This is a genomic window from Pseudomonas sp. FH1 (assembly GCF_000510895.2).
In the GTDB taxonomy this organism is placed as follows: domain Bacteria; phylum Pseudomonadota; class Gammaproteobacteria; order Pseudomonadales; family Pseudomonadaceae; genus Aquipseudomonas; species Aquipseudomonas azotoformans_A.
Window position 1 is genome coordinate 40,172 of sequence record NZ_AOHM01000045.1, and the last position, 25,038, is coordinate 65,209.

At 58.9% G+C, this 25,038-nt stretch carries 23 protein-coding genes; 18 read left to right on the top strand and 5 right to left on the bottom strand.

What is annotated here, in order from left to right; all coding sequences use genetic code 11:
* Positions 1 to 61: 61 nt before the first annotated feature.
* Genes H096_RS15485 through H096_RS15500 form a run of 4 tightly spaced genes read right to left on the bottom strand, consistent with a single transcriptional unit; the run spans position 62 to position 3,757 of the window.
* Entirely contained in the window at positions 62 to 622 is a 561-nt protein-coding gene (locus tag H096_RS15485; RefSeq protein WP_033899698.1) for a GNAT family protein, read from the bottom strand.
* The gene (locus tag H096_RS15490; protein ID WP_033899699.1) at positions 619 to 1,092 is read right to left on the bottom strand and encodes a cysteine hydrolase family protein; all 474 of its coding nucleotides are present in this window, start codon (positions 1,090 to 1,092) and stop codon (positions 619 to 621) included. Before H096_RS15490 ends, H096_RS15485 begins: the two co-directional genes overlap by 4 nt.
* A 48-nt stretch (positions 1,093 to 1,140) precedes the next feature.
* Positions 1,141 to 2,964: a glycoside hydrolase family 15 protein gene (locus tag H096_RS15495; RefSeq protein WP_033899701.1), complete on the bottom strand. Its 1,824-nt coding sequence runs from the start codon at positions 2,962 to 2,964 to the stop codon at positions 1,141 to 1,143.
* Positions 2,957 to 3,757 (bottom strand): glucose 1-dehydrogenase, encoded by an 801-nt coding sequence (locus H096_RS15500; protein ID WP_033899702.1) that lies wholly within the window; start codon positions 3,755 to 3,757, stop codon positions 2,957 to 2,959. Before H096_RS15500 ends, H096_RS15495 begins: the two co-directional genes overlap by 8 nt.
* Before the next feature lie 253 nt (positions 3,758 to 4,010).
* Between H096_RS15500 and H096_RS15505 the strand changes: the two genes are divergently transcribed.
* The 14 genes from H096_RS15505 (at position 4,011) to H096_RS15570 (ending at position 18,577) form a co-directional block, all read left to right on the top strand.
* Entirely contained in the window at positions 4,011 to 4,715 is a 705-nt protein-coding gene (locus H096_RS15505; RefSeq protein ID WP_033899703.1) for an HAD-IA family hydrolase, read from the top strand.
* A gap of 17 nt (positions 4,716 to 4,732) precedes the next feature.
* Positions 4,733 to 5,956 carry a transaldolase family protein gene (locus H096_RS15510; RefSeq protein WP_033899704.1) on the top strand — a complete coding sequence of 408 codons (1,224 nt, stop codon included), beginning with the start codon at positions 4,733 to 4,735 and terminating at the stop codon, positions 5,954 to 5,956.
* Entirely contained in the window at positions 5,953 to 6,681 is a 729-nt protein-coding gene (locus H096_RS15515) for a sulfotransferase family protein (protein WP_033899706.1), read from the top strand. The genes H096_RS15510 and H096_RS15515 overlap by 4 nt, the downstream gene beginning before the upstream one ends.
* 10 nt (positions 6,682 to 6,691) lie before the next feature.
* Positions 6,692 to 7,417 carry an SDR family oxidoreductase gene (locus tag H096_RS15520; RefSeq protein WP_033899707.1) on the top strand — a complete coding sequence of 242 codons (726 nt, stop codon included), beginning with the start codon at positions 6,692 to 6,694 and terminating at the stop codon, positions 7,415 to 7,417.
* Complete coding sequence (locus H096_RS15525; protein ID WP_033899709.1) at positions 7,414 to 8,550, top strand: hypothetical protein; 1,137 nt, start codon at positions 7,414 to 7,416, stop codon at positions 8,548 to 8,550. Before H096_RS15520 ends, H096_RS15525 begins: the two co-directional genes overlap by 4 nt.
* Positions 8,551 to 8,557: 7 nt before the next feature.
* Complete coding sequence (locus H096_RS15530) at positions 8,558 to 9,328, top strand: class I SAM-dependent methyltransferase (RefSeq protein WP_033899711.1); 771 nt, start codon at positions 8,558 to 8,560, stop codon at positions 9,326 to 9,328.
* Between the two features lie 10 nt (positions 9,329 to 9,338).
* Positions 9,339 to 10,568: an MFS transporter gene (locus H096_RS15535; RefSeq protein ID WP_033899713.1), complete on the top strand. Its 1,230-nt coding sequence runs from the start codon at positions 9,339 to 9,341 to the stop codon at positions 10,566 to 10,568.
* Positions 10,565 to 11,167, top strand: a complete 603-nt coding sequence (gene cysC / locus H096_RS15540) for an adenylyl-sulfate kinase (protein ID WP_033899714.1) — start codon at positions 10,565 to 10,567, stop codon at positions 11,165 to 11,167. Before H096_RS15535 ends, cysC begins: the two co-directional genes overlap by 4 nt.
* A 96-nt stretch (positions 11,168 to 11,263) precedes the next feature.
* Positions 11,264 to 11,908, top strand: coding sequence for a CGNR zinc finger domain-containing protein (locus H096_RS15545; RefSeq protein ID WP_033899715.1), 645 nt, complete (start codon positions 11,264 to 11,266; stop codon positions 11,906 to 11,908).
* Positions 11,909 to 11,991: 83 nt separating this feature from the next.
* Positions 11,992 to 12,492 (top strand): sigma-70 family RNA polymerase sigma factor, encoded by a 501-nt coding sequence (locus H096_RS15550; RefSeq protein WP_033899716.1) that lies wholly within the window; start codon positions 11,992 to 11,994, stop codon positions 12,490 to 12,492.
* Between the two features lie 26 nt (positions 12,493 to 12,518).
* Positions 12,519 to 13,472: a FecR family protein gene (locus H096_RS15555; protein WP_033899717.1), complete on the top strand. Its 954-nt coding sequence runs from the start codon at positions 12,519 to 12,521 to the stop codon at positions 13,470 to 13,472.
* 97 nt (positions 13,473 to 13,569) lie between these two features.
* Positions 13,570 to 15,975 (top strand): TonB-dependent receptor, encoded by a 2,406-nt coding sequence (locus H096_RS15560; protein WP_033899718.1) that lies wholly within the window; start codon positions 13,570 to 13,572, stop codon positions 15,973 to 15,975.
* A 224-nt stretch (positions 15,976 to 16,199) separates the two neighbouring features.
* A complete protein-coding gene (locus H096_RS15565; RefSeq protein ID WP_241495508.1) occupies positions 16,200 to 17,009 on the top strand; it encodes a hypothetical protein in 810 nt (269 codons plus the stop codon).
* Positions 17,010 to 17,659: 650 nt separating this feature from the next.
* Positions 17,660 to 18,577, top strand: a complete 918-nt coding sequence (locus H096_RS15570; protein ID WP_241495509.1) for a hypothetical protein — start codon at positions 17,660 to 17,662, stop codon at positions 18,575 to 18,577.
* Between the two features lie 58 nt (positions 18,578 to 18,635).
* Here the strand turns inward: H096_RS15570 and H096_RS15575 are convergent, their stop codons facing one another.
* On the bottom strand, positions 18,636 to 19,787 hold the full coding sequence (locus H096_RS15575) for an MFS transporter (protein WP_033899719.1): 1,152 nt from the start codon (positions 19,785 to 19,787) through the stop codon (positions 18,636 to 18,638).
* 350 nt (positions 19,788 to 20,137) lie between these two features.
* Between H096_RS15575 and H096_RS15580 the strand changes: the two genes are divergently transcribed.
* The 4 genes from H096_RS15580 (at position 20,138) to H096_RS15595 (ending at position 25,029) form a co-directional block, all read left to right on the top strand.
* A complete protein-coding gene (locus H096_RS15580; protein ID WP_033899720.1) occupies positions 20,138 to 21,112 on the top strand; it encodes a DeoR family transcriptional regulator in 975 nt (324 codons plus the stop codon).
* A gap of 305 nt (positions 21,113 to 21,417) precedes the next feature.
* Positions 21,418 to 23,436, top strand: coding sequence for a type VI secretion system tip protein TssI/VgrG (gene tssI, locus H096_RS15585; RefSeq protein ID WP_033899721.1), 2,019 nt, complete (start codon positions 21,418 to 21,420; stop codon positions 23,434 to 23,436).
* Entirely contained in the window at positions 23,436 to 24,272 is an 837-nt protein-coding gene (locus H096_RS15590) for a DUF4123 domain-containing protein (RefSeq protein WP_033899723.1), read from the top strand. The genes tssI and H096_RS15590 overlap by 1 nt, the downstream gene beginning before the upstream one ends.
* On the top strand, positions 24,265 to 25,029 hold the full coding sequence (locus H096_RS15595) for a hypothetical protein (RefSeq protein ID WP_033899725.1): 765 nt from the start codon (positions 24,265 to 24,267) through the stop codon (positions 25,027 to 25,029). The genes H096_RS15590 and H096_RS15595 overlap by 8 nt, the downstream gene beginning before the upstream one ends.
* Positions 25,030 to 25,038 lie beyond the last annotated feature (9 nt).

Genomic DNA, 25,038 nt, shown 5'->3' on the forward strand with positions numbered 1-25,038 from the left:
CGGATGCGTGAGGTCATATTCTTTCCTTGAATACCGAATGGAATGTGCGCTTCAGATACCGCTATATACCTTGCTTTTTCATGTCCGACCATTCTTGCGCCAGTAGCCCAAGCACCTCAAGGTCATGCCGCTGGCCGTTCCAGAATCCGGCTTCTCGCAGTTTTCCTTCGACTTTGAAGCCCAGACGCTCCAGCAACGCGCGGGACGCGTGGTTGTGTGGATGAACCAGCGCTTCGACACGGTGCAAGTGCATCTGCATGAAACCCCATTCCAGTGTTCCACGCAGGGCTTCGCTCATCAGGCCTTGCCCTCGGAAGTCGGGTGCAAGCTCGCAGGCCAGCGCGCAACTGTTCCATCCACGGTTCCACTTGAATAAGCCACAACTGCCGATCAGTCTGCCCTTGAACTCCAGCCCCCAGCGAGTGCCCGGGTTAGGCTGGGTACGCCATTGAGTAAAGGTCTCGATCAGGGCTTGTGCCTGGCTGATTTCGGTCATCGGGTCAGCGCCGAACCAGCGCATGCTGTCGGTATCGCGGTAGATGGCGAACAGCGCCTGGGCATCTTGAGCCACTAATTCCCGCAACTGCAGGCGTGGCGTGCGCAGGGTGGGGAAGGGGGTCATAAGGTGGCAGCGACCTGGTCCCGATCAACCACCTTCCCGAAATGATGCCGCCACAGATCCACCCCCAACTGCCCCGACCGATCCAGCGACGAACCCACCGTCAGATCGCTGATCAAGGTCGGCTGCAATCCTGCGTCAAACAGCGCAAACCCGGCCGCCAGCACGCAGGTGTCGGTCTGGATACCACACACCAGCACGCGTTGCGGCGCGAGGCTTTTGAGGTAGGCGACGGTCTCGGGTGTTGGCGCATAGCCGTGTTTGATAAAGATGCGGTCGGCGGCCACCAGGCTCTGGTCGTTCGGCGCCGGTTGCCAGCCGAGTTGCCGGGCGAAGGGCGTGACGCTCTCGTCGTGGCGCTCCACGGTGGCGACTGACGGCATGCGCCCCAGCAGGGCATTGATGCCGTCCACCAGCCACGCGGGCGGGTTGAAGGAGGGTTGCACATCGATGATCAGCAGTACCTGGCGCATGGCGTTCCTGTCCGTGGTCGAGGGGCTGCCCATTGTGCACAGGCCACTTCAGGGTTGCCAGGTGGTTTTCTCCCCGCTGAGCTTGCGGTCCAGGAACGTCGCCGCGCTGATCAACGCCAGGTGACTCAAGGCCTGGGGCGTGTTACCCAGGTGACGGGCCTGATTGTCGAATTCTTCGGCGTACAAACCCAGGGGGTTGGCATAGCGCAGCAGTTGCTCGAATTCCAGGTGGGCCTTTTCCACTTGTCCGGCGCGGGCCAGGCATTCGACATACCAGAACGAGCAGGCCGCAAATGCGCCTTCGGTGCCTTGCAGGCCGTCGATCTGGCTGTCGTCGTTGCGGTAGCGGTAGACCATGCCGTCGCGCACCAGGCTTTTCTGGATGGCTTCCAGGGTCGAGAGCCAGCGCGGGTCGGTGGCCGCGACAAACCTCACCAACGGCATCAATAGCATCGAACCGTCGAGCGCGGTGGTGCCGGTATGCTGCACGAAATGCCCGCGCTCTTCGTTCCAGAAGTTGCTCCAGATGTCGGCGTAGATCGCTTGGCGCGTCTGGTCCCAGCGTGCGAACGGCGCCGGCAGCGAACGCTTGGAAGCCAAGCGGATGGCCCGGTCCAGTGCTACCCAGCACATGAGTCGTGAGTGCAGGAAGTGATGCTGCTCGCCGCGCATCTCCCAGATGCCCACGTCTTTGGTGTTCCAGATTTCACAGACTTGATCAGCCACCTCCACGGTGTGTTTCCAGCCTTCATGGGAGATCGCCTCGCCGTACTTGTTGACCAGGTACACCGCATCCATCAGCTCGCCATAGATGTCCAGCTGGATCTGGTCGAAGGCTTCGTTGCCGATACGTACCGGCTTGGCGCCGCCATGGCCGCTGAAGTGTTCCAACTCGGCTTCCGGCAGTTCCTGGCGCCCGTCGATGCCGTAGAGAATATTGATCTTGGTCGGCTGGCCACAGCAGTCACTCACACGGCCTTTGAGCCAGCGCATATAGGCGTTGGCTTCCTCGACAAACCCCAGGCGCATGAAGGCGTAGACGGTGAAGGATGCGTCGCGGATCCAGGTGTAGCGGTAGTCCCAGTTGCGTTCGCCGCCGGGCGTTTCCGGCAGGCCGAAAGTGGCAGCGGCGATGATCGCGCCGTGTTTGCGTGACGTCAGAAGCTTGAGCGCCAGGGCCGAGCGGTTGACCATTTCGCGCCAGCGCCCACGGTAGTTCGATTGCGCGATCCAGCCGCGCCAGAACTTCAAGGTGTGGGCCAACGCCAGGTCCGTGCAGCTGCTGTCCACCCGTTCATCCTCCTGACCGCCGAGGACGAATTCGGCACCTTCTTCCTGCTCCAGGGTGAAGCTGGCCACGGCTGCACCGTCTTTGAGCTGCAGTGGATGGCTGCTGGACAAACGCAGGCCGGGTTGGCCTTCGGCGCTGAAACACACCGTGCCATTGTCACGGGTGGCCTGGGTGGGCGTGCGCGCGTAGTCATGGCGCACCGCGCAGCGCAGATGGATATCGGCCTTGCCGCTGACCACCCGCACCCGGCGGATCAACAGCGGCAAGTCGTCGATCTCTTCGCTGATGGCCAACAGGTCGGTGATCTCTACCACGGCCTCGTCGCTGAGCCAGCGGGTTTGCAGCACGTTGGTGTCGGGCAGGTAGATCTGTTCGCGGCGCGCGTTGGGCAGGTCCGGGGTAAGTTGGAAAATGCCGGCGTCGGGGCTGTCCAGCAGGGAGCAGAAGATCGAGGGGCTGTCGAATTCCGGCCAGCAGAAGAAGTCGATACTGCCTTTGTCGTTCACCAATGCGGCACTGCGCATATCGCCAATGATGCCGTGGGCATCGATGGCGCTTTGTGGTTCGTTCAGATCAACCATTGCCACGGAACTCCGGATACAGGCTCATGCCGCCATCAATAAAGAGCGTACTGCCGACCACATAATCGGACGCATCGCTGGCCAGCCACACCACCGCGTTGGCGACGTCTTCCACGTCGCCGATCCGCCCGTAGGGAATCAACTTGAGCAGCTCTTGTGCTGCCGCGCCTTCGGTGGCGGCTCGGTTGATCGCGGTGCGAATCGCCCCCGGCGCAATGCCGTTGATGCGGATGCGTTGCTCACTGACTTCCTGGGCGAGGGTGCGCATCAACATCTCCACGCCACCCTTGGACGCTGCGTAGTTCACGTGCCCGGCCCAGGGGATCAGTTGGTGCACCGAACTCATGTGGATGATTTTGCCCGCCGCCCGCGACACGCCGTCGCGCACGCCCTGGCGGTTGAAGATGCGCACCGCCGCGCGGGCACACAGGAATTGGCCGGTGAGGTTGACGCCGATCACCGCATTCCAGTCATCCAGGCTCATGTCCACCAGGTTGGCGTCCTTCTGCATGCCGGAATTGGCCACCAGGATGTCCAAGTGGCCGAAGGCATCGAGGGCCTGGGCAAAAAGCCGTTCTACCTCTTCTTCTTTAGCCACGTTGGCGCCGATGGCAATCGCCCGACCACCCTCGGCGTTGATCTGTTCTGCCAGTGCCTCGGCCGGCGCGGCCTGGCTGTTGTAATTCAGCACCACCGCCGCTCCGGCTTGCGCCAGAGCCTTGGCCGCGCCGGCACCGATTCCGGAACTGGCACCGGTCACCAGCGCCACTTGTTGCTCCAACGAGATACGCATTGCTCACCGACCTTAAATTCGCGAGTTCAAGTAGCTGACTGATCGCGCGCAAGGGAAGTTCACCCGTGTGAAATTAGCGACTACAACCATGGTGAAAAATGGAATAACAGAACTATAAAAAATAACCATAAGATACTAAAAAACCGCTCAAAAGCGTTTGACAGGCTTTTTCGCCGCGTGTCTTATAGGCACACATCAACCCGCTCCGTTGGTAGTTCGGAAGTCATCGCGGGGCCACCTATAAGAGATTTCTATGTGCCTTTCGGCCGATATAGGGGAACTACCAGTTCAGGTAAAAGCAGCGGCCTTAGTTGGCGTGCCTAAGTTAGTTATCTTCGATTGCGACGGTGTTCTGGTCCAAAGTGAAGAAATAACCCTGTCTGTATTGATCTCCATGCTTAATGCCCTGGCTCAGGGCGACACGCTGCTTGATGTCACACGTTTTATCGAACACTTTCGTGGGCGCAAGATTGCTGAGTGTTTGCGCGAAGCTGAGGAATTATTAAATGTCAGTGTGGACGACGCGTTTGAACAGCGTTTTCGTGAGCGGGCGCTGCACGCACTGACACTCAGTTTAAAAGCCACGGATGGAATGCTGGAAGTCCTGGAAAGTTTGGACGTGCCTTACTGCGTTGCCTCGAGTGCGCCGCGTAACAAGATCGAGCATTGCTTGCGCCTGGCGGGACTGTTTTCTTATTTCGAAGGGCGAATATTCAGTTGTTATGAATTGGGTAGTTGGAAACCTGATCCCTTGGTGTTCCTGACGGCCTGCCGGACTTACAGCATTGATGTGAGTGATGCGCTGGTGGTGGAAGACAGTGTGACGGGTATCCAGGCTGCGGTAGCGGCCAATATAAAAGTGTTGGGCTTTGGTCCTGCGCATCGGCACTCGCAGTTGGCCGCGGCAGGGGCATTGCCGATTGCCGACATACGCGAAGTATTGACCATTTTTAATTGACTCAGGGAGGAGGCGTCGTGAACACACTTGATTACCTGGAACGGCTCAAACGCAACGATCAATCTTCGCAAGTGTGGTGGGATTCATCGCCTGCCGTATACCTGCCGTATAAACAACACCTGCTGGAAAAGTACCCGGCGGCCGCGACCTATATACAAGCGTTGATGCCGGATGAGTTCTCCCAGCCCTGGGGCTTGTGCAGTGCGACCACCAACCCTCGGTTGGTGACGGCCGTCATCCTCGAAAAGCGCGAGTATTGGTCTTCACGTTTCAACCTGGCCAAGCTGTCGCCTAATGAGTTGCGCAAGCAGCTGTACAACGAAGTCATCGTCGAAGGGGCTGCCACGCTCAAGTCGCGGTGGGTTCAATCGGCACAGGCCGAAGGTTGGATTTCCGCCCAGGTTGACCCGGTGGACGTGCGTTGCACCGAGCGTATGACCACCCGGGGGTTGGAACTGCAGCGCCTGGCGCCGAACGTGATGGTCAAGGTGCCGGGCAGCCTGGAAGGGATGGCCACCGTCGAGCAACTGGTGGCTCAGGGCGCCTCGATCAATATCACTTTTTGCTTCACGGTTGCCCAGTTCCAGGCCGGTATCCAGGCCATCGAGCGTGGCAGGGCGACGGCGCGCAGCAACGGTATCGACACCAGCCGCTGCAAGTACGTGATCACGTTCATGATTGGGCGTTTCGCCTGCCAGCCCGAGTTCACCCTGCAGGCTGCCGAGCGTGGCCTTGTCTTGAGCGCCGATGATCTGCGTTGGGCCGAGTTGATGATCTACGAACAGATCCAGGCGTTGGTGGCAGCCTCGAAGGTGCCGGTCAAGACTCTGCTTTCCAGCATAAAGGTCGATGTGGACGAACGTGGCAACAAGCATTGCTGGCACTTGGAAAAGACCGGGCAAACCGCGACCTGCTACACACTGACGCCGGACGTAGTGGAGTTCCTGATTGAGCGCGAAAGCCACGGCAAACCGGTCGTACCCGCGCAGGAGCCCCAGAAACCCCCGGCCTCGACCTTCGCGAAGCTGATCCGTATCCCGTATTTCTACGAAGCCTATTTTGTCGACAGTATCGAGCCGTACGACTTCGGCAACCACGAAGCCTTTATCAATGCCTGCAATGAAGCCAACAGCGCGCATCGGCGCCTGGCGGATTACTGCGTTCGGCTTTGCCCCGTGACGACACCGTTCAAGCGCGCATTCAACGCATTGCTCGCTGCTGAATTTGGGGTGATCGCATGAACCGGATGATCGGGTTGTGGGCCCACCCACGTTCGCGCTCCACGGTGCTCGAACGCGTGTTTATCGAGCGGGGCGATTTCGAGGTCTTCCATGAGCCTTTTGCGCACATGGCCTTTTCCGAGGACTCGGCGATTCCTTCGGATGAGTGGGATCACAGTTTGCCCACGACTTACCCAGGTATAAAAGAGCATCTACTGAGTGCCCGTGAGCGTGCAAACGTCTTCCATAAAGACATGTGTTATCACTGTTTGGACGATTTGAAAGTTGATGTTGGCTTTCTCGCGCAGCAGGACAATATCTTTCTGATTCGTGAACCTGCCAGCAGTATTATTTCCCATCATCGGGTGCATCCCGATATGCCCTTGCAGGCCATTGGGCATAAAGCACTGTATGACATATTTTGTGTGGTCACCAAACTGACCGGCAAAGTGCCCTATGTGATCAATGCGGATGATCTGGCCGCAGAGCCGGAACGAGTGATCCGTAAACTCTGTGACCATTTGAATATAGAGTTTCTGCCACACGCCATGACATGGAAACGTGAGTGTCCCCAACAATGGAAAACGTGGCGTAGTTGGCATGTCGACGCGGAAAACAGTGAGCGGATTGTTTCTCCAGATAATCCGCACGTTGATATCAAGCTATTTGATCAATATCCGAATTTAAAGGCGATGTACGAATATCACCGTACGTATTACGCGCGCATGAATGAATTTTGCCAATAGGGATTGTTGTATGAAAAAGTTGATTGTTACCGGAGCGGCCAACGGAATTGGCCGGGCTACTGTGGAACTGGCGATTCAACAGGGTTATTTCGTTATCGGTGCGGACAAGGATGCCGAGGGTTTGAAAAAGCTGCAAGGTGTCTATGGCGCTGACGTGTTTGAAGCGCATATTGCTGACTTTTCGGACATGGCCGTTATCAAGGGCTTTATTCCAAAACTGTATGAGCGGCATCCAAGTATTTACGGTTTGGTCAACAACGCCGGTATTTATCACGGTAAAAGTGTCTACGCCTACTCCGATGAGCAGATAGACGAGATCCTCACCGTCAACCTCAAGGCGCTGGTCTACCTCTCCAAAGACTTTGCCGAACGGGAGATGAAGCACGAAGCCCCGCGCAGCATCGTCAACATCGCTTCGGTGGCCGGTGAAGTGGGCAGCTGCGACGCACTCTACGGCGCCACCAAGGCAGCGGTGATCGGCCTGACCAAGGCCAACGCCTGGAACTTCGCGCCGTTCGTGCGGGTGAACGTGGTGTCCCCGGCGCTGATCCATGACACCGCGATCTACGGCACCATCCCCGAATACCGACGCGCCGAGTACGCCCGCCAGGAAGTCCTCAAGGACCCGATCCTGCCCAGTGGCGTGGCCGAGGTCATCTTGCTGCTGGTGGGTGATGCGATGCGTCACATCACCGGCCGTGTGATTCCGGTCGACAACGGAGCCTACCCACGATGAACCTTCCGGTGCGCAAGAAAAAGCTGCTGCTGGTAGGCGCCGGCAACCTATGCCTGCAGATCCTGAAGATTCTGGGGCCGAAAAACGCGTTCGACTTTGTGGTGTTGGGGCGCAATGAAGAAGCCACGATCCGCTTGTGCAACCTGGTGACGTTGTCGTGTGCGCAGTTGGGCCAGTTTATCGACATCAAGCCCGTGGTTGCCGACCTGACGGATATCGGCAGGGTCACGCAGCTGCTACGTGAAGAAGCCCCGGATATGCTGGTGAACTGCGCGTCGCTGCAGTCCTGGCGGGTGATCACCGGACTGCCCAAGCTGTCGTTCGAGAAGCTCGACCAGGCCCAGTTCGGCCCCTGGCTGCCCATGCACCTGACGTTGATGCATTGCCTGATGCGGGCGGTGAAAGCCTCCGGCATCACCACTAAAACCGTGAATGCGGCGTTCCCGGATGCGGTCAACCCGATCTTGGCGCGCATCGGCCTGGCGCCGGATATTGGCGTGGGTAATGTGGCCAACCTGATTCCAGCGGTGCGTTTCTCCATCGCACGGTTGCTCGAATGTGCGCCTGCGGATGTGCAAGTGCAGCTGTATGCCCAGCATTACTTCAGCCACTACGTGCCGCGCGGTGGGTTACCTGCGCGGGCCAGCTACCGTCTGTTGTATGAAGTGCGTGACCGGCCAGAGGTGGTGCGTCTGCCAGCCGAGGCGATTTTCTCGACGGTGAAATCCGAGTTCCGTCGCCTGGGCGGAGTGGACGGGCAGTTCCTCACCGCATGCTCTGCCGTCACGGTCATCGAAGGGCTGTTCTCGCCCGTGCCGGTTCTGGTCCATGCGCCGGGGCCTCTCGGGCTTCCGGGTGGGTATCCGGTGTGGCTGCACGATGGGCAGATCCAGGTGCAGTTCTCCGACGCCTGCCCACAGGACGAGGCGGTGCGCATCAACAGCATCTGCCAGAGCCAGGATGGCATCGACGAAATCCATTGTGATGGTTCGGTGACTTACAACCCGCAGTGCATGGCTGTCATGCAATCGATGCTGGGGTATTCCAAGAACACCATGTCCATCGAGCAGTCCGCCGAGTTTGCCCGCGAGCTGGCGAGCAAGTACCTGTCCTTCAAGAATTCAACCTGGTAGGTGTGTGATGAATCAGATATCGGGGCGCAAGCACAACGACGTCGCCAGTTATGCCAAGCAGTACTCGGAGGATTTCGTCGAGCGCTGGGATGAATTGATCGATTGGGAAAAACGCAAAGCGGGGGAGGACGGGTTCTTCGAAAACCTGCTGCGCAGCCACGGCGTGCGGTCGGTGATCGACGTGTCGACGGGCAGCGGCTTCCATGCCGTCCAGCTCAAGCAGGCGGGCTTTGAGGTGGTGGCCACGGACGGCAGCAGCACCATGCTGACCAAGGCGCGGGCGAACTTTCGCAAGCATGGCTTGGACATTCAGTCCCACTATCGCGACTGGCACTCACTTGATCCCCAAGAGCTTGGCCAGTTCGATGCGGTGGTGTGCCTGGGCAGTTCGTTGTGCCATGTCTTCGCTGCCCACGATCGGTTGCGGGTACTGGCGAAGTTCAGGGCTTTGCTCAAGCCGGGCGGCTTGCTGATCGTGGACCAACGCAATTTTTTCGCCATTCGTGCCGGCAACTACAAGGCCAGCGGCAATTACTATTACTGCGGTACGAATGCTTCGGTCAGCTTGGGAGAGGTCGATGAGCACCTGTGTGAGTTCATCTATTCCTTTGATGACGCGGAACAATACCGGCTGCAGGTGTATCCCCTGTTGCCGGGCGAGTTGAAGGGGGAAGTGCTCAAGTCCGGGTTTACCGACCATGAGAGTTACGGCGACTTCGAACGTGACTACGACATGATGGATTGCGACTTCGTCATCCACACCGCGCGCGCCGAATAAGGAGGGTTTGATGAGTACACTCGTACAGAGCAATGCCCGGCCACTGGACAGCGTCGTGCTGGCGGTGGTTCTCACGGGGTTCGTGGCCAGCACCTATGGCTTTGGCGTCTACCTGTTCGCCAACCTGGTGGTCGACATGCGCCGCGACATCGGTTTTGACTACACCACGGTGGGCTTGATCACTGGCGGCGCGCAGATTGGCTTCCTGCTGTTTTCATCGGTGACCAGTTATATCAGCCGGTTTTTCGAAGGGTGGAAGATCAGCCTGGTGTCGACGGTGATGACGTCCCTGGCGCTGCTGGGGTTGAGTGTCAGCAACAGCATCTGGTTGTCGGGGGCGCTGTTGATCCTGCTCGGCGGCTGTTCCGCTTCGGTGTACATCCCGTTGGCAGAGATCGTCACCAAGGGCTTCAGCCCAGGCAATCGCTCGCGGGTCATGGGGCTGATTTCCAGCGGTACCAGCTACGGCGTATTCATCAACGGTTTGCTGGTGTCGTTCCTGACACTCAATGGTGGCTGGCGCTCGATCTGGCTCACTGCGGGGCTGATATCGGTGGCCCTGTGCGTGGTGGCCTGGTTTCTGTTGCGTAACTTCGCTGCGAGCCAAGACACCGGGTTTTCCGGGGAACGCGCCACCGCGTTTGACAGCCACCAGCCCTGGCTCAGCCGCTCGTTGTACCTGACCTGGGCCATCGCCTTTCTCAATGGCATGGCGTTGCTGCCGTTCCAGACTTACCTGGCGCCGTTCCTGCGCGATGAATTGGGTGTGTCGGTACAGGATGCCGGGTTTATCTGGACCACCATCGGCGCGGTAGGCATGGCGTCGGGCTTCCTGGTGGGGTGGATTGCCGACAAGGTCGGGGTGCGCGCGTCGCTGGCGATGTGTTTCCTGAGTGCGGGGCTGGCTGCCACCCTGGTATTCAGTTTCAACAGCCTGCCCTTGTTCTACCTGGCGGCGTTTCTGTTTGCGTTGGCGTTTTATCCCATCTTCGGACTGGTGCCCAGTTACATCGGGCAGATCGTCCCGGTCAGTCGGCTGACCCAGGCCTTTGGCATTGCCAACGTGTTGATCGGCCTGGGGGGCGTGTGCGGCAATTTCCTGGGCGGATTTTCCAAGGACCTGACCGGGTCGTTCTCGACCGTCTACTGGGTGGTGGCGCTGTTGTTGTTCGTGCAATGCGTGATGGTGTTCCTGTTGGGCAAACAGCCTGTTTCGGTCAAGGAGGGTGAACAGTCATGAGTTATTTTCCAGACACGCCGCACCGGAACCTGCACGCGTTTGCGTTCAGTCACCGCTCTGGCATGAAACATAACCCCGTGGTCATCTGGATGACCGGCCTCTCCGCGTCCGGCAAGTCGACCATTGCCGATGCGTTGGACAATGCCCTGCAGGAACAGGGCCGGATCACTGCCATTATCGACGGCGACTCGGTGCGTGGCGGGCTGTGCCGAGACCTGGGTTTTACCGACAGCGACCGTGACGAGAATATCCGGCGGGTCGCCGAAGTGGCGCGGTTGATGCTGGAGGCAGGGCTGATCGTGATCGTGGCGCTGATTTCTCCCTCGTCGGCCAGCCGGCACTACGCGCGCTCGATCATCGGCAATGAGTTTTTTGTCGAAGTGCATGTGGACGCGCTGTTGGAAACCGCCGAACAACGTGACCCCAAGGGCCTGTATAAAAAAGCCCGCGCCGGGTTGATCAAGCACTTTACCGGTATCGACTCCCACTACGATGTCCCGGTGTTTCCGGAGGTGCACCTGGATACCCAGACGCTTTCAGTGGAACAGTCGGTCGCGACGATTCTTGATTGGATCGCGCACAACGACGAGTGCACCTAGCCGTCTGTCTTTGCGCGGGGATGACAATGTCTGCAACTTGAGAAAACAGGGTAATCTGCGCCATCGCAGGGAGAACGCGTTTTTTCAGGAGCAGGCATGACACATTTTACGGGCACTGCAAAATCGATCCGTCTGATTGGTGGGGCCCGGGTATTGGACTTTATCAATACCACCAACGGCCGTCGCCCGGGCACTTCGCTCAAGGTCGTAGAGGAGCGGCTCACCAGCTTTCAGTTCTTCTTCGAATGGGCATTGCATGCGTCGTTGATCTCGGCCCGAGAGTTTGACGACTACAAACCGATGGTGTTTGCCTCCTCCATGGCTTACCAGCCGGACCTGGACGCGATCATTGCGTTCAGGGAATGCCTGTACGCGGTGTTCTATCCGTTGTCGTTACAGGGTGCCGCGCCCGATGAGGCTTTGCAGCAAATCAACCAGGTGTTCCAGCAAGGCGTTGCCTGGCGGGTGCTGCGTTCCGTGGAGGGCAAACCTGCCTGGGCGTGGAAGCCCTGCACCACGGCGCAGGAGCTGACGGCTATGGTGCTCGGGCGCTTGGCCATCGAGGCCACGCAGTTACTGGTGTCCGGTGATCTGCACGCATTGCGCATTTGCGGCGCCGCTGACTGCGATTGGGTGTTCTTCGACATCTCCAAGAACAAGCAGCGCAAATGGTGCCAGATGAGCGTGTGTGGTAGCCGCGAAAAACTCAGCCGTCTCAAGCAGGTGGGCAGCACGCATTAGTTTCCAGGTGCGCGACGGGTAGCAATTGCTCCACTTAATAGGAAGCATTACTATTCACGCCCCGCCTCCCCAGTGCACCCGCGATGATCCCTCAGCCGCCCCGCAGAACAGGCTTTTTCGAACATTACGAAGAGTTGATCGGAACCTGGACGCGTCGCCTGAGAAACCGTCAGCAGGCCGAAGACCTGGCGCATGACACCTTTGTGCGGGTGCTGGAGTCGAAATCCGATCAGGTGGAGCAACCGCGCGCCTACCTGCATCAGACCGCGCGCAATATCGCAGTGGATGCCTATCGACGCGAAGACCGGCGTGAAGCCATCACGCTGGAAGCCTTTGATCAGCGCTCGCCCCACAGCGGCGACCCGGAGCATTTCATGCACGCGATCCAGTTGGCGGACTCCATCGAGCGGGCCTTGGCCGAGCTGCCGCTCAACTGTCGCAAGATTTTTATCTGGCAGAAAATCGAGGGGCTCACCCAGCAGGAAATCGCCGAACGCCTGGGGCTGTCTAAAAACATGGTGGAAAAGTATATGATCCGCACCCTGCGGCATCTGCGCGACCGCCTGGACGCGATGGCGCCATGAATGCCCGCTTTGAAACAGGATCTTCCATGATGGATAACCGTGCCCGAGACGAAGCCGCGCAATGGTTTGTGCGCCTGCAAGACGCCGAGTTGAGCGCTGCCGAGCGCCAGCGCTTTGATGCGTGGCGCAACGAGCATCCCGATCATCAATACGAATTTGATGTGCTACAAGGCCTGTGGAGTGCCACCGACTTGCTGCCCAAGGCCCGCTTGCAGGCGTTATGCGAGGCCCCGGTGGAACGGCCCAAGCGCCGCGCCGTGTTGCGTTACGCGGTGGCCGCCAGTGTGGTCGCCGTCGCGTTGGGCTTGGGCCTGTTCAGCGGGCTCGATCATCCAAAACCCTACAGTGCCGAGTTCAGCACGCGCTTGGGTGAACATCGCCAGGTGGCCTTGCCCGACGGTTCGGTGATGGACCTCAACAGCCGCAGCGTGGTTGCGGTGCATTATGAAAAGGGCCGGCGCGGCGTGGAACTCAAGCAGGGCGAGGCAATGTTCAGCGTCGAGCATGACACCAGCCGGCCGTTCGTCGTGGCCGCCGGGGCAGGGCAGGTGACGGTGACCGGCACGCGCTTTGATGTGCGTCGTGATGACGACCAGACTCGCGTGATGGTCGAGGCCGGCACTGTGAAAGTGCAAGGTCATTCACCGGACAAGGTGGTCACGTTGACGGCAGGCCTGGGGACCCACGTCGACAACAAAGGATCGGTGGCAGCGGCCTACGCTGTGAACACTGAAGAATTGACCGCCTGGCGCACGGGCAAGCTGGTCTTCAACAACGCTTCGCTGGGCGAAGTGGCGCGGGAGGTTTCGCGCTATCGCGAGCAACCGCTGCGGGTCAGTACGCCCGCGGTGGGCAACCTGCGCCTGACCAGCGTGTTCAAGGCCAATGACACCGACGCCTTGCTCAAGGCCTTGCCGCATATCCTGCCGGTGGCCTTGCGCACCTTGCCGGACGGCAGCCAGGAAATTATTTCACGCTGACATTCAGGTTTTTTTCGAGTTCTTCGTCTTCTCCTGCAACTGCAACTGGTTTGCATTAACAGCCGCATACTCTTGCGATCACAGGACTAGGTTCGACGTGAAAAAACTTGCCGTTAACAACAATAAAATCTCCCGCTGGGCGCCGCTGGCCCTGGCGCTTGCGGTCAGTGCCGCGCTGCCTGCGGCCTACGCCGCCGACGCCATTCACATCCAGGCCCAGCCCTTGGGCGCGGCGCTGAGCCAATTGGGCCAGCAGACTTCCCTGCAAGTGTTCTTCAGCCCCGAGTTGGTCGCGGGCAAGCGGGCACCGGCGGTAGACGGCAACCTTTCCCCCGAACAAGCCCTGCGCCAATTGCTGCAAGGCAGCGGCCTGGACTACCAGATCGACGCCGGTTCCGTGACCCTGCGCCCGCTGAACAGCGGCACCGGTGAAGCCGGCTCGCCCCTGGAACTGGGCGCCACCGATATCAAGGTGGTCGGCGACTGGCTCGGCGACGCCAACGCTGAAGTGGTGCAGAACCATCCCGGCGCACGCACGGTGATCCGTCGCGAAGCCATGGTGGAGCAAGGCGCAATGAACGTCGGCGACGTACTGCGTCGCGTGCCTGGCGTGCAGGTGCAGGAATCCAACGGCACTGGCGGCAGTGATATTTCCCTCAACGTCGGCGTACGTGGCCTGACGTCGCGCCTGTCGCCACGTTCTACCGTGCTGATCGACGGCGTGCCGGCTGCGTTTGCGCCTTATGGCCAGCCGCAACTGTCGATGGCGCCGATTTCCGCCGGCAACCTGGAGAGTATCGACGTGGTGCGCGGTGCCGGTTCCGTGCGTTATGGGCCACAAAACGTCGGCGGCGTGATCAACTTCGTGACCCGTGCCATCCCCGAGAAATTCTCCGGGGAAGTCGGCACCACCCTGCAAACCTCCGCCCACGGCGGCTGGAAGCACGTGGACAACGCCTTTATCGGCGGCACCGCCGACAATGGCATCGGCGCCGCTTTGCTGTACTCCGGGGTCAATGGCAACGGTTACCGCAACAGCAACAATTCCAACGACATCGACGACGTGATCTTCAAGACCCATTGGGCGCCGACCGATCAAGACGACTTCTCGCTGAACTTCCACTACTACGACGCCAGCGCCGACATGCCCGGCGGCCTGACCCAGAAGCAGTTCGATGCCAACCCGTACCAATCGGTGCGTGACTGGGACAATTTCAGCGGACGCCGCAAGGACGTGTCCTTCAAGTACATCCGCCAGATCGACGACCGCACCCAGGCCGAAGTGCTGACTTACTATTCCGACAGCTTCCGCGGCAGCAACATCGCCAACCGCGACCTCAAGACGATCGGCTCCTATCCGCGTACCTACTACACCTTTGGCATCGAGCCACGGGTGTCCCATGTGTTCGACGTAGGCCCGAGCACCCAGGAAGTCAGCCTGGGCTATCGCTACCTCAAGGAAGGCATGCATGAGCAGGCCACCAGCCTGAACCTGGTCAACAATGTGCCGACGCCGGGTGGGCAGAGCGACGGTCACGTCTACCAGGACCGCACCGGGGGCACCGAGGCCAACGCGTTCTATATCGATAACAAGGTCGATATCGGCAAGTGGACCATCACGCCGGGCATCCGCTTCGAAGACATCCGTACTGAATGGCACGATCGCCCGGTGGTTGCCTTGAACGGCACGCGTACCCAGGAAAAACGCCGCGAAGTCCACAACAACGAACCACTGCCGGCCCTGAGCGTGATGTACCACGTCTCCGACGCCTGGAAACTGTTCGCCAACTACGAGACGTCGTTTGGCAGCCTGCAATATTTCCAACTGGGCCAGGGCGGCACCGGCGACCAGACCGCGAATGGTCTGAACCCCGAAAAGGCCAAGACCTACGAGATGGGTACGCGCTACAACGACAATGTGTGGGGCGGCGAGCTGACGTTCTTCTACATCGACTTCTCGGATGAGCTGCAATACGTCAGCAACGATGTGGGCTGGACCAACCTCGGTGCGACCAAGCACACCGGCATCGAAGCGTCCGCCCACTATGACCTGTCGAACCTGGACCCGCGCCTGGACGGCCTGACCGCCAATGCCGGCTTCACCTACACCAAGGCCACCTCGGAAGGCGACGTACCGTTCAAGGGCCGTGACCTGCCGCTGTACTCCCGTGAAGTGGCCACCTTGGGCCTGCGCTATGACGTCAACCGTTGGACCCACAACCTGGATGTGTACGCTCAGTCGGGCCAGCGTGCGCCAGGCACGACCAGCACCTACGTCACCCAGGGCACGGCTGACGGTCAGTACGGTGATATCCCCGGTTATGTCTCGGTCAACGTGCGCAGTGGTTATGACTTTGGCGAACAGTTGTCCAACCTGAAGTTGGGCGTGGGCGTGAAAAACGTGTTCGACCAGCAGCACTACACCCGTTCCAGCGACAACAATGCCGGGCTGTACCTGGGCGAGCCTCGTACGTTCTTCGTACAGGCCAGTGTCGGGTTCTGATTGAAATATTGCCGCTCTTCCTGCTTAGGGAGAGCGGCACTGCCTGCCGATAGAGTGGCTTGTCTCTCACTCGATCAGATGTTCTTCCTACTTCGATTCTGGATACTTTCAGCGGTCTCAGGAACCGGTTCCCACCGTTCGGCCACACAGGATATGCCTGCCTTCGCTGGTTTCCTTGACGACTCAAGGCCAGGCACCTGAATAGACCGAACTGGAGAACTGGAATGTCGGTATCAGCATACAATCAGAGCGTTGCTCCTTCCCTCGATAACGCCTCCCTTGGAGATGCAAAACCCGCTGCCGAGCGGTCTGTCACCGGGTCAAATGTCCAGGTCACGGTAGGCGTCAATTTCACTGCGCAGTCCAATCAAGCCGGACCGATATTCGGTGGCCCGCCGCCGCGGCCGTTGCCCGGAAACCTGCGTCCGAATCCTGGCCCGCCGCCGCGTCCGACGCCGACGTTGCCGGACTCTTATTACTCGAAACAGAGCAACGAACAACTGGCGCAGGGCATCTTGAATAATTATGACGCGTTCAAGGGGCGCTGGCCCTCGCGTTACGTCACGCAACAGAGCCTGCAGCAAACAGCTAATCAACCATTGACCGACAACCCTTACAAGGACCCGAATATTCGATTGGCGAACGAAGTGCTGAAGCGTCCAGGGTTGCTGCAATCCCTTGATCGCAATGGCAGTACCGGTGCAGTGGATGGCCGTCTGACCAAGGGCGATATCACCAGCTTCGTTCGTTCGGACAATCCGCTGAAACTGAGTGACGACAAGCAAATCGTCCAAGACGTGCTGAATAATTTCAATGCGTTGAAGGGGGGATACTTCAGCAGCACGATAAAACTCAGGGATCTTAATGCGCGTGCGATTCAACCGTTGACCGGCAATCCGTACAACGACCATCTCACCCAGCTTTCGCGGGAGGTCATGACGCGTTCCGATCTGAGGTCAGCGATGGACAACATTTACAGCTGGCAACGCGATGGCAGGATTTCTCGCCAGGAGTTGTACACATTGCTTGGTTAGGCCTGGGCCCCCTGCTGCGCATGACGCGGCAGGGGAGGCAAACATTTGGCGCAGCCAGTTACACCCTAAGCATGCGGAACTGTTTGCGAAGATCTACCACAAAGACAATATCCACCGGCCATTGAATGCCGATGGGGGCCTTCATCTACCGGATTAGGTCTGGACCATGAACTCGACATCATTTGATTCCCGTCACTCTCCGTATACCGCATCAACCGTGACTGCACTATCGCATGAGGCGCAAAACTCAAGAAAACCTCAAGAGCTGAACCTCACATCCTCACCCAGGTTCAGCTTCAAGGCGCCCACCGCCGAGGATTTTGACAAAGGTTCTCGTTTGTTTACGGAGCAGTCGGCGCCCAACCCTGTGTTTTCAATGTTAGCGAACCTTTGGAGTAAGGTGTCCCGGCGCTAGTTTTCACCGTGTCACACAGCAGGATTTTCCAGAGCATGGATGCACGGCAGGGCAGATGGTTACAAGCGCTTAAGATTCCGAGGGGTATATCCAGTGTTTTGGACGACCTTCTTCGGAACCGTTGTTTTCTCAGGACCACTCAATCGCTGCTTGTGCCATCTTGATTTCGAGGCCCTTTCGAGGATCAGGCAATCAAGGCCCAGGCTACGAAATCTAGATAGGGTGGAGGTGAGTCATGATTGGTAGTGTCAATAATCTGAGCTATACGCAAGCAGCTGGGTCCAACACACCTGAGCCAACGGGGAGTGGTCAGTCTCGCTTTGAGGTCGATGCCCGTGCACTGGGTAAGCCGCTGCCGGCCACGCAGCCAATCAACCCCCGTTTCGCGAACGGCGCCGACCGGCACTTCGACGGCCAGAACCTGTATGGAGGCATGACGAAAGTTGGCAACCCCTTCGTCAGCTCGGACGACCATCTGCTGGCGACCGACTTGAAAAACAACCTGTCATTGCTGGACGCTTTCAAGAAGGATGGCCGACTGACCCAAGGTTCATTGCAGGAAATCGCCAAAGAAGAACCCAGCAGTAGCAAAGTATCTGAGCGCACCATCATGTTGGTGCGAGAGATACTCAACCGTCCTCGATTGAACGATGCGATCACCGCGAGGGGTGGTGAAATCACGCATGACAGCTTGACTAAGGCTGGCGACTCGCAGATTGGCAATACCAACCCCAATACGCAGAGCGCGGACCCGTTCCATGCGAAAACCGATGCTCAGGTTGTCCAGGCGTTCAAGGGCATGTTTGATGACTGGCGGGACAAATCGGAAGACCGCACGTTCTTTTTCGGTACACAAAGACATCGGTACGTGAATAAAGACACGATTATTGAAATCGCCAAGGACCCCAATCAAATAGGCAACAACGGTGAACCTCTGCGGGATGTGCGCACCGGGTTTCCTTTGAAAAAGTACAGCGAGCAACAGGTGTACCTGGCCAAGAACCTGATGGAGAGGCCGGGTTTGATGGCCTCTCTGGACAGTTACAAAGCCAATGGTTACAGCCCTTTCGGAAGCCTGAATGACGATGGCTGGCTGAAGAACTACAGCATTGATCGCTGGCTTGAAAACGACAAAGAAGAGAAGGGGAAGTAGTCTACGCAAGCCCGCATGAGCCGCTTGAAGGACACAATCTGCTCATGCCGCTTGGTGTTCATACGCGCAGTATCTTTCCGCTGATTGCCACCGCCGCCAGCAGCACACCGATCAACAGGAACGCGGTCGCCAGGCTGCTGCCATGGGCGATGAACCCGATCACGGCCGGTCCAGCCAATATCCCCGCATAGCCCAGGGTGGTGATGGCCGGCACGGCGATATGTTCTGGCATGACCTTCTGCTTGCCGACAGCGGTATAGAGCACCGGCACGATGTTGGAGCAACCGGCGCCTATCAATGCATAACCCAGCAGGGCCATTTCCCAGGCCGGTGACAAGGTGGCGAGGAATGTGCCGGCGGCCGCCAGCGCGCCGCCGGCCACAATCACCCGGGTAGCGCCCAGCCGACGCACGATGGCATCTCCGGTCAATCGACCCGCAGTCATGGTCAAGGCAAAGGCCGCGTAACCCAGTCCCGCATAGGCTTCGTCCAAGCCGCGTTCGGCACTGAGGAACACCGCGCTCCAGTCGAGTACCGCACCTTCGGCCAGGAACACGATAAAACACAGGCAACCGATGAACAGCACCACGCCGTGGGGCACGGCAAACGCCGGGCCCGAACTCTCGCTGCCGTAGGGCAGCAGGTGCGGCGCGGCCTTGAGCAGTGCCGCCAGCGTGATGACGATCACCACCAGGGTCGCTTGCAGTGGCGAAAGTCCTAGTCCCAGTAACGCTGAAACGCCCGCTGCACCGACAATCCCACCCAGGCTGAACAGCCCGTGAAAGCCTGACATCATGGTCTTGCCGCTGGCCCGCTCGACGATCACCGCCTGTAGGTTGACTGTGGAATCCACCGTTCCCAGGCCGGCGCCAAACAGAAACAACCCTGCCATCAATAACGGAATAGAACTGACCGTCGCCAGCATCGGCAATGCCAGGCAGATCATGATCGTCCCGGCGCTGAGCACGCGTCGGCAGCCAAAACGTGAGGCCAACGCACCGGCGGCAGGCATGGCGATGATCGAACCGACGCCCAGGCACAACAGCAGCAGGCCAAGAGTGCCTTCGCTCAAATCGGCACGGGCCTTGGCATAGGGCACCAGCGGCGCCCAGGCTGCGATGCCGAAGCCGGCAATGAAGAAAGCGATACGGGTCGACATTTGCTCCAGCCGCCCGGGAACCACGGGCACTGAGGTGGGGATGGCAGTCATGAAAAATCCTTGGTTTTGCGTTCTACGAACGATGTCCGGCGTGACATCCTTGCACATCAGGCCATGGGGCGCGAGCCGCGTTCCCTTGAGATGGCGATGGTCATGAATTTTATTTTTACACATCTGGAACGTCACGACGGTTCGTCGCCACACAAGCAGTATCGAGTGCGTAGGAGACGGTCTGGAAGGTGCGTAATCCCTGTGGGGGCTTTTGAACCCCTGGGTTCTTGCGGTGGATTACCACCTTCCAGGCCGCCTCCCGCTGTAGGTCGCTTCTGTAATACGCTGTTGTCTCAATATTCAGGCAACGACAAGGACCCACCGATGAAGAACTTCAGGCGCACAGCGGCATGACCCTTTTCTACGACGCCCGCGGCAACATCTACGGTGTGGTCAGCCCGACCTCATTGAGAAACATGGGCATTGATGTGCCCGAGAACGCTGCACAGGCCGCGTACACTCGCAACGACTGGACCTCGTCGGCCATCGCGTCCGAATGCGAGTGGGGCTCAATGCCAAGTCCGGCCGGTGCCAAGGCCCATCGCTGTGATGGCTTGCTGGTCGGGCCGTTCCAGGCCGAGCCGCCATTTGACCTGCTGATCGTCAACACCGACGGTTCCCTGGCCGAGCGTAGTGGCAACGGCCTGACGATTTTCGCCCAGGCACTCACCGACCAGGCCCTGATGAGTGGGGCCTGTGAGTTGCGGGTGCACCACGACAAATCGGACGCGGTCTCACCTGTGTCGACTTGGGTTGAACCGGCAGTCCGTGAACAGGTTTCAGGGTTCTGGCTTGAGTTGGGAGCACCCGCTTTCGGGGCTGCGGCAGTGGGGGCGCAGGCGGATGTGAATGACACTGAACGGGGCCATGTGAGCGAGTTGGCGGCGATCAACCCTCAGTGGGCAACCAGCCAATTCGTGCGGGTGGGCAACCCCCATTGTGTGACGCTGGTCGAGCGGGTATCTGCATTGCCGGATAACGCACAGATGCAGCAGCCAGCCCTGTTCGAGCCCTTGAAGAACATTGCGTTTGCGCCCCCGGCGGGTGGTGGTCGGCCTTGTGCGGCAGGCGTCAACTTGCAATGGGCGGCACGCCAGCCCGGCAATCGAGTCATCGCGCGGGTCTTCGAGCGAGGAGAGGGACCCACCGCGTCTTCCGGAACCAGCGCCAGTGCGGTGGCTTGTGCGGCGTGGCGGGCGGGCTGGGTCGAGAGTGGCGAGGTAGCAGTGGTGATGCCTGGTGGCATTGCGCCGGTTCGCTTGCACACCGAGGGCGAGACGGTACTGAACGTCAGTCTGTTCGGGGCCGCAGAGCCGCAACCGTGAAGTTGTTTAACGGCTGATACTGTGATTCGGTGTCGGCTGTTTCTATATCGGTTAGTCATGTTGATGAATTGCGGTGTAGGGCGTTTCTTGTTCATAAACAGTGTTTCATGGGCTCGTTTTATTATCTTGTAAAAGATACTTCTAACTTCGTCGTACGAAACTTCTGTTTTATTTTGGAACGGCCGATTTTCGCCCGGAATGGCTAAGCTTTGAGATATTCAAGCGCTTGCTCTTGCTGACTGATTCGATGTCCAGCAAGGGGAAGTATCTCAGGGTTTTCATTCATTAACGGCGGGTGCCCACGGATGGTTAACGCGTTTGTTTCGTCACGTTTCAATTTGGTTCTTCCACATATAAACACTGCCTTGCAAGTCCTGGCATTCAAAGGTAATGAAGTCCTCGATCAACCCTTTTTCATCCATATACAGGTGGTCAGCGAAAACCCTTCCCTTGATCTGGAGGCGCTACTCCACCAGCCCGCCTACCTGGATCTTGGTGAAGCGAACGAAGGCTTGCATGGGCAGGTTTACGCTATCGGGCGGGACGACCCAGGTCGGCGCATCACGCGTTATCACCTGACCCTGGCGCCCCGGCTGGCCTGTCTTGCACATCGGCATGACCAGAGGATTTTCCAGCAACGCAGTGTGCCGCAGATCATTGCGCAGGTCCTTGAGCAGCATGGCATCCTGGCGGATGCCTACGTGTTTGAACTTGGCCCGGTGGTTTATCCGGCGCGTACGTTCTGCGTGCAGTACGCAGAAAGCGACCTGCACTTCATCCAGCGGCTCTGTGAAGAGGAGGGCATTCACTACCATTTTCGTCACAGCCTAGACAATCATCTGCTGGTATTTGGTGATGACCAGACGGTGTTTGGGCGTTTACCCGGGCAACGCTATAGCGCTCCCGGCGGACCCCAAGTCGAGACAAGGGTTATCCAGCGATTCAACGTGCGCTTGGCCACCCGCAGCCAAAAGACGGTGCGCCGTGATTACGACTTCGAACATCCTTCCTTGCACCTGCACGACAGCGCGGGTGTCGCGTCGACACTCCCGCTTGAGGACTATCAGTACCCGGCAGGATTCACCGGTCATGCCCGTGGCAAGCAATTGGCGCGGCGGGGCCTGGAGCGTCACCAGCGCGACCGGCATCGGGCATTGGGCAAGAGTGATCAGCCAGTGCTGCGCAGTGGGCACTTCCTTGAGATACGAGATCATCCCGATCCAACCTGCAACGACCTGTGGCTGATCACGTCGGTGCGTCATGAGGGTTATCAACCCCAGGTGCTGGAGGAAGCAACACCGGCAACCGACGCGTTCCACGGATATCGCAATCGCTTTACCGCAACACCTTGGCAGGCCGTGCATCGGCCGTCTCTCAGGCATCCCAAGCCGACCATCAATGGCAGCCAGACTGCAACCGTGACCGGTCCGGCCGGTGAGGACGTGCATTGCGACGCTTACGGCCGGGTGAAGGTGCGCTTTCACTGGGACCGCCGGGACAAGGCGGATGATAAAAGCAGTTGCTGGGTGCGGGTGGCGTCCGGGTGGGCCGGTGACGGGTTTGGCGCAACGATGATCCCGCGTGTGGGCATGGAGGTGTTGGTGACCTTCCTGGACGGGGATCCCGACCGCCCGTTGATCAACGGCTGCCTGCCGAATGCGTTGCACCGGCCGTCCTATCCCTTGCCGCAATACAATACCCGTAGCGTTTTGCGCAGCCGCAGTTCCCTTGGGGGGGAAGGCGCCAACGAGGTGTACCTGGAAGACCGCCGTGGCGAGGAGCTTGTCTACCTGCGTGCACAGCGAGACCTGGAGCAAAGGGTCGGCCATGACAGTCGGCTGGAGGTTGTGGGGGAGCGGCGAGAAGTCATCCATGGCTTGAGCACGGCTCACTTGGAAAGCGAAGAGCATCGCCACGTCACCGGCGACCGCAAAGTGGTGCTCAAGGCCAACGACTACCTTGATGTACAAGGCGATAGTCGGACCCAGGTGGCGCAGACCCTGGTCATCGAGGCTGGTCAGCAACTTCACCTCAAGTCCGGTGCCAGCCTGGTGATCGATGCCGGTGCGCAACTGAGCCTCAAGGCAGGTGGAGAGCATCTGGTCATCCAGGCCGGTGGCATTTTCAGCAGTCGTCCAATAGCCCTTGGCGGTTTACCGTCTGCGACCCCGTTGGCGAGCGCCTTGAGAATGGCCGGTGCGCCAGAGGTCTCCAAGGTACAAGGCTCGACCATGAACCTGGCCCGACAACTGGGGGCGGACTACTGCCCAGTGTGCGAACGCTGCCGTGAAGGCCTCTGTGATCTGCCGGGGAGGGCTGCCTGATGCAGGACATGCCAGGCCAATGGATGGCCCAACAACAGCAGGCAGGGCGGCACCTGTGTTTGATCCTCGACGGGCAGAGCGCTGCGCGCGAACCGCTGCTGGCGGTGCGCAGCTTGTCGGACTACCGCAGCTTCTATGGTGAGACTGTGCTGGCGGAACTCATGATGGAAGGTCCCGTCATCCTACTGCTGAAGCAGATGAGCGAGCCTGCATTACGAGACCTCTTGCAACAGCCCGAGGGTCACTGGGGTTGGCTGGGCAGCTTGCCAGGCGAGGACCTGACAAGCGTGACCCGGCACTGGCGCGACCGTTTGCTGACGGGGCCGGAGGGCGAGCAATCAATGTACCGCTTTCACGACAACCGTACCCTGGCGCGTGCGCTGGACTATCTATGTCCTGAGCACTGGCCGGTATTCCTCGGCCCCTTGATCAGCCTGTGTTACTGGTACGAAGACCGCTGGCGAATGGCTGATAACCCTGCTCCCGGCGAGTATCCGCTGCCTGATCCGGTCCCTTGGCTGTACACACCCAACCCAAACGCCGAAGCGATCCTGCACGCCAATATCCTGCGTTATCTGTTGGCCGAACACAGCGAAGACCTGGTCGCATTGGTGGAATTCCAGGACCCGAAAATCTGGCTGAGCCAGGTGCTGGAGCAGGCACGTGCCTGGCAATGGCGGGGGCCGGAGCGATTGGAGTTTCTGGTGGTACGACGGTTGGAGGAGGCCACCCGAAGCAGTGTCATTCGGTGGCAACCGTTGGTTGGGGAAGCACCGGCGGATCACTTTGAGCGGGTGGTGGAGCAGTGGCGAACAATGGAAGGAAAGGATGAATAAAAGAAGCCTAGGTGTATGGGGTGTGGTGGGGATGCTGGGGCTGACAGGGTGTGCGGGCAAGCCGGTTGATAGCTTTACGCTGGAGGTGGATCTGCCGGCGGAGTTCCGCTTCATCGGTGGTGCCAACTATGGGCCTGCGACAGGGGAAACCTGCATGTTGCCTAGGCGTCGGGGCAAGCGACCGGAGCGAAAGATTTTTATTGCGAGCTACAAGCCTGTGGCCGAGCGCGTGAGTTTTCAGTTGCCGTTGAGTGAGGTGATTGAAGGTTGCCCTACGGTTTTACGAAGTGTGGATTTTGATCTGTATGCGAAGTGGGGGAAGCGAGATACGGATGTTGGGGGAGACCTCACAGGTTTCCCAATTTTAGATGATTCGGACGTTGATGAATTGGGGATGCCAGCGACGGGGGTTCAGGAGTTGCATCGGCGTTGTCAGTGGTCGTTTCGGACGGTGGGGCCCCAGCACGCGATCATCAAGATTCTAAAATGCAGTTATGCGAGCAAAGTGAGTTCGTTGTCAGGTCTTGTGCAAAGAGATCAGCTACCAGGGAAAACGCTCAGGATGGTAGTGACTGTCGTTGGTGAGGAAGAACCCGCTGTTGGTGACAACTGGGTAGCAGTGCCAGGCGGCTGGAAGCGTTGTAAAGGTAAAAACTTTGAGGATCTTTATGCGTTTTGTAACGGCAACACCTCCGACTTTAAACCAGTAAAAATGCCGGATGGTCGCGTTTGTGATGTCTATCCATCGTGTAAATGACAAGGAGCA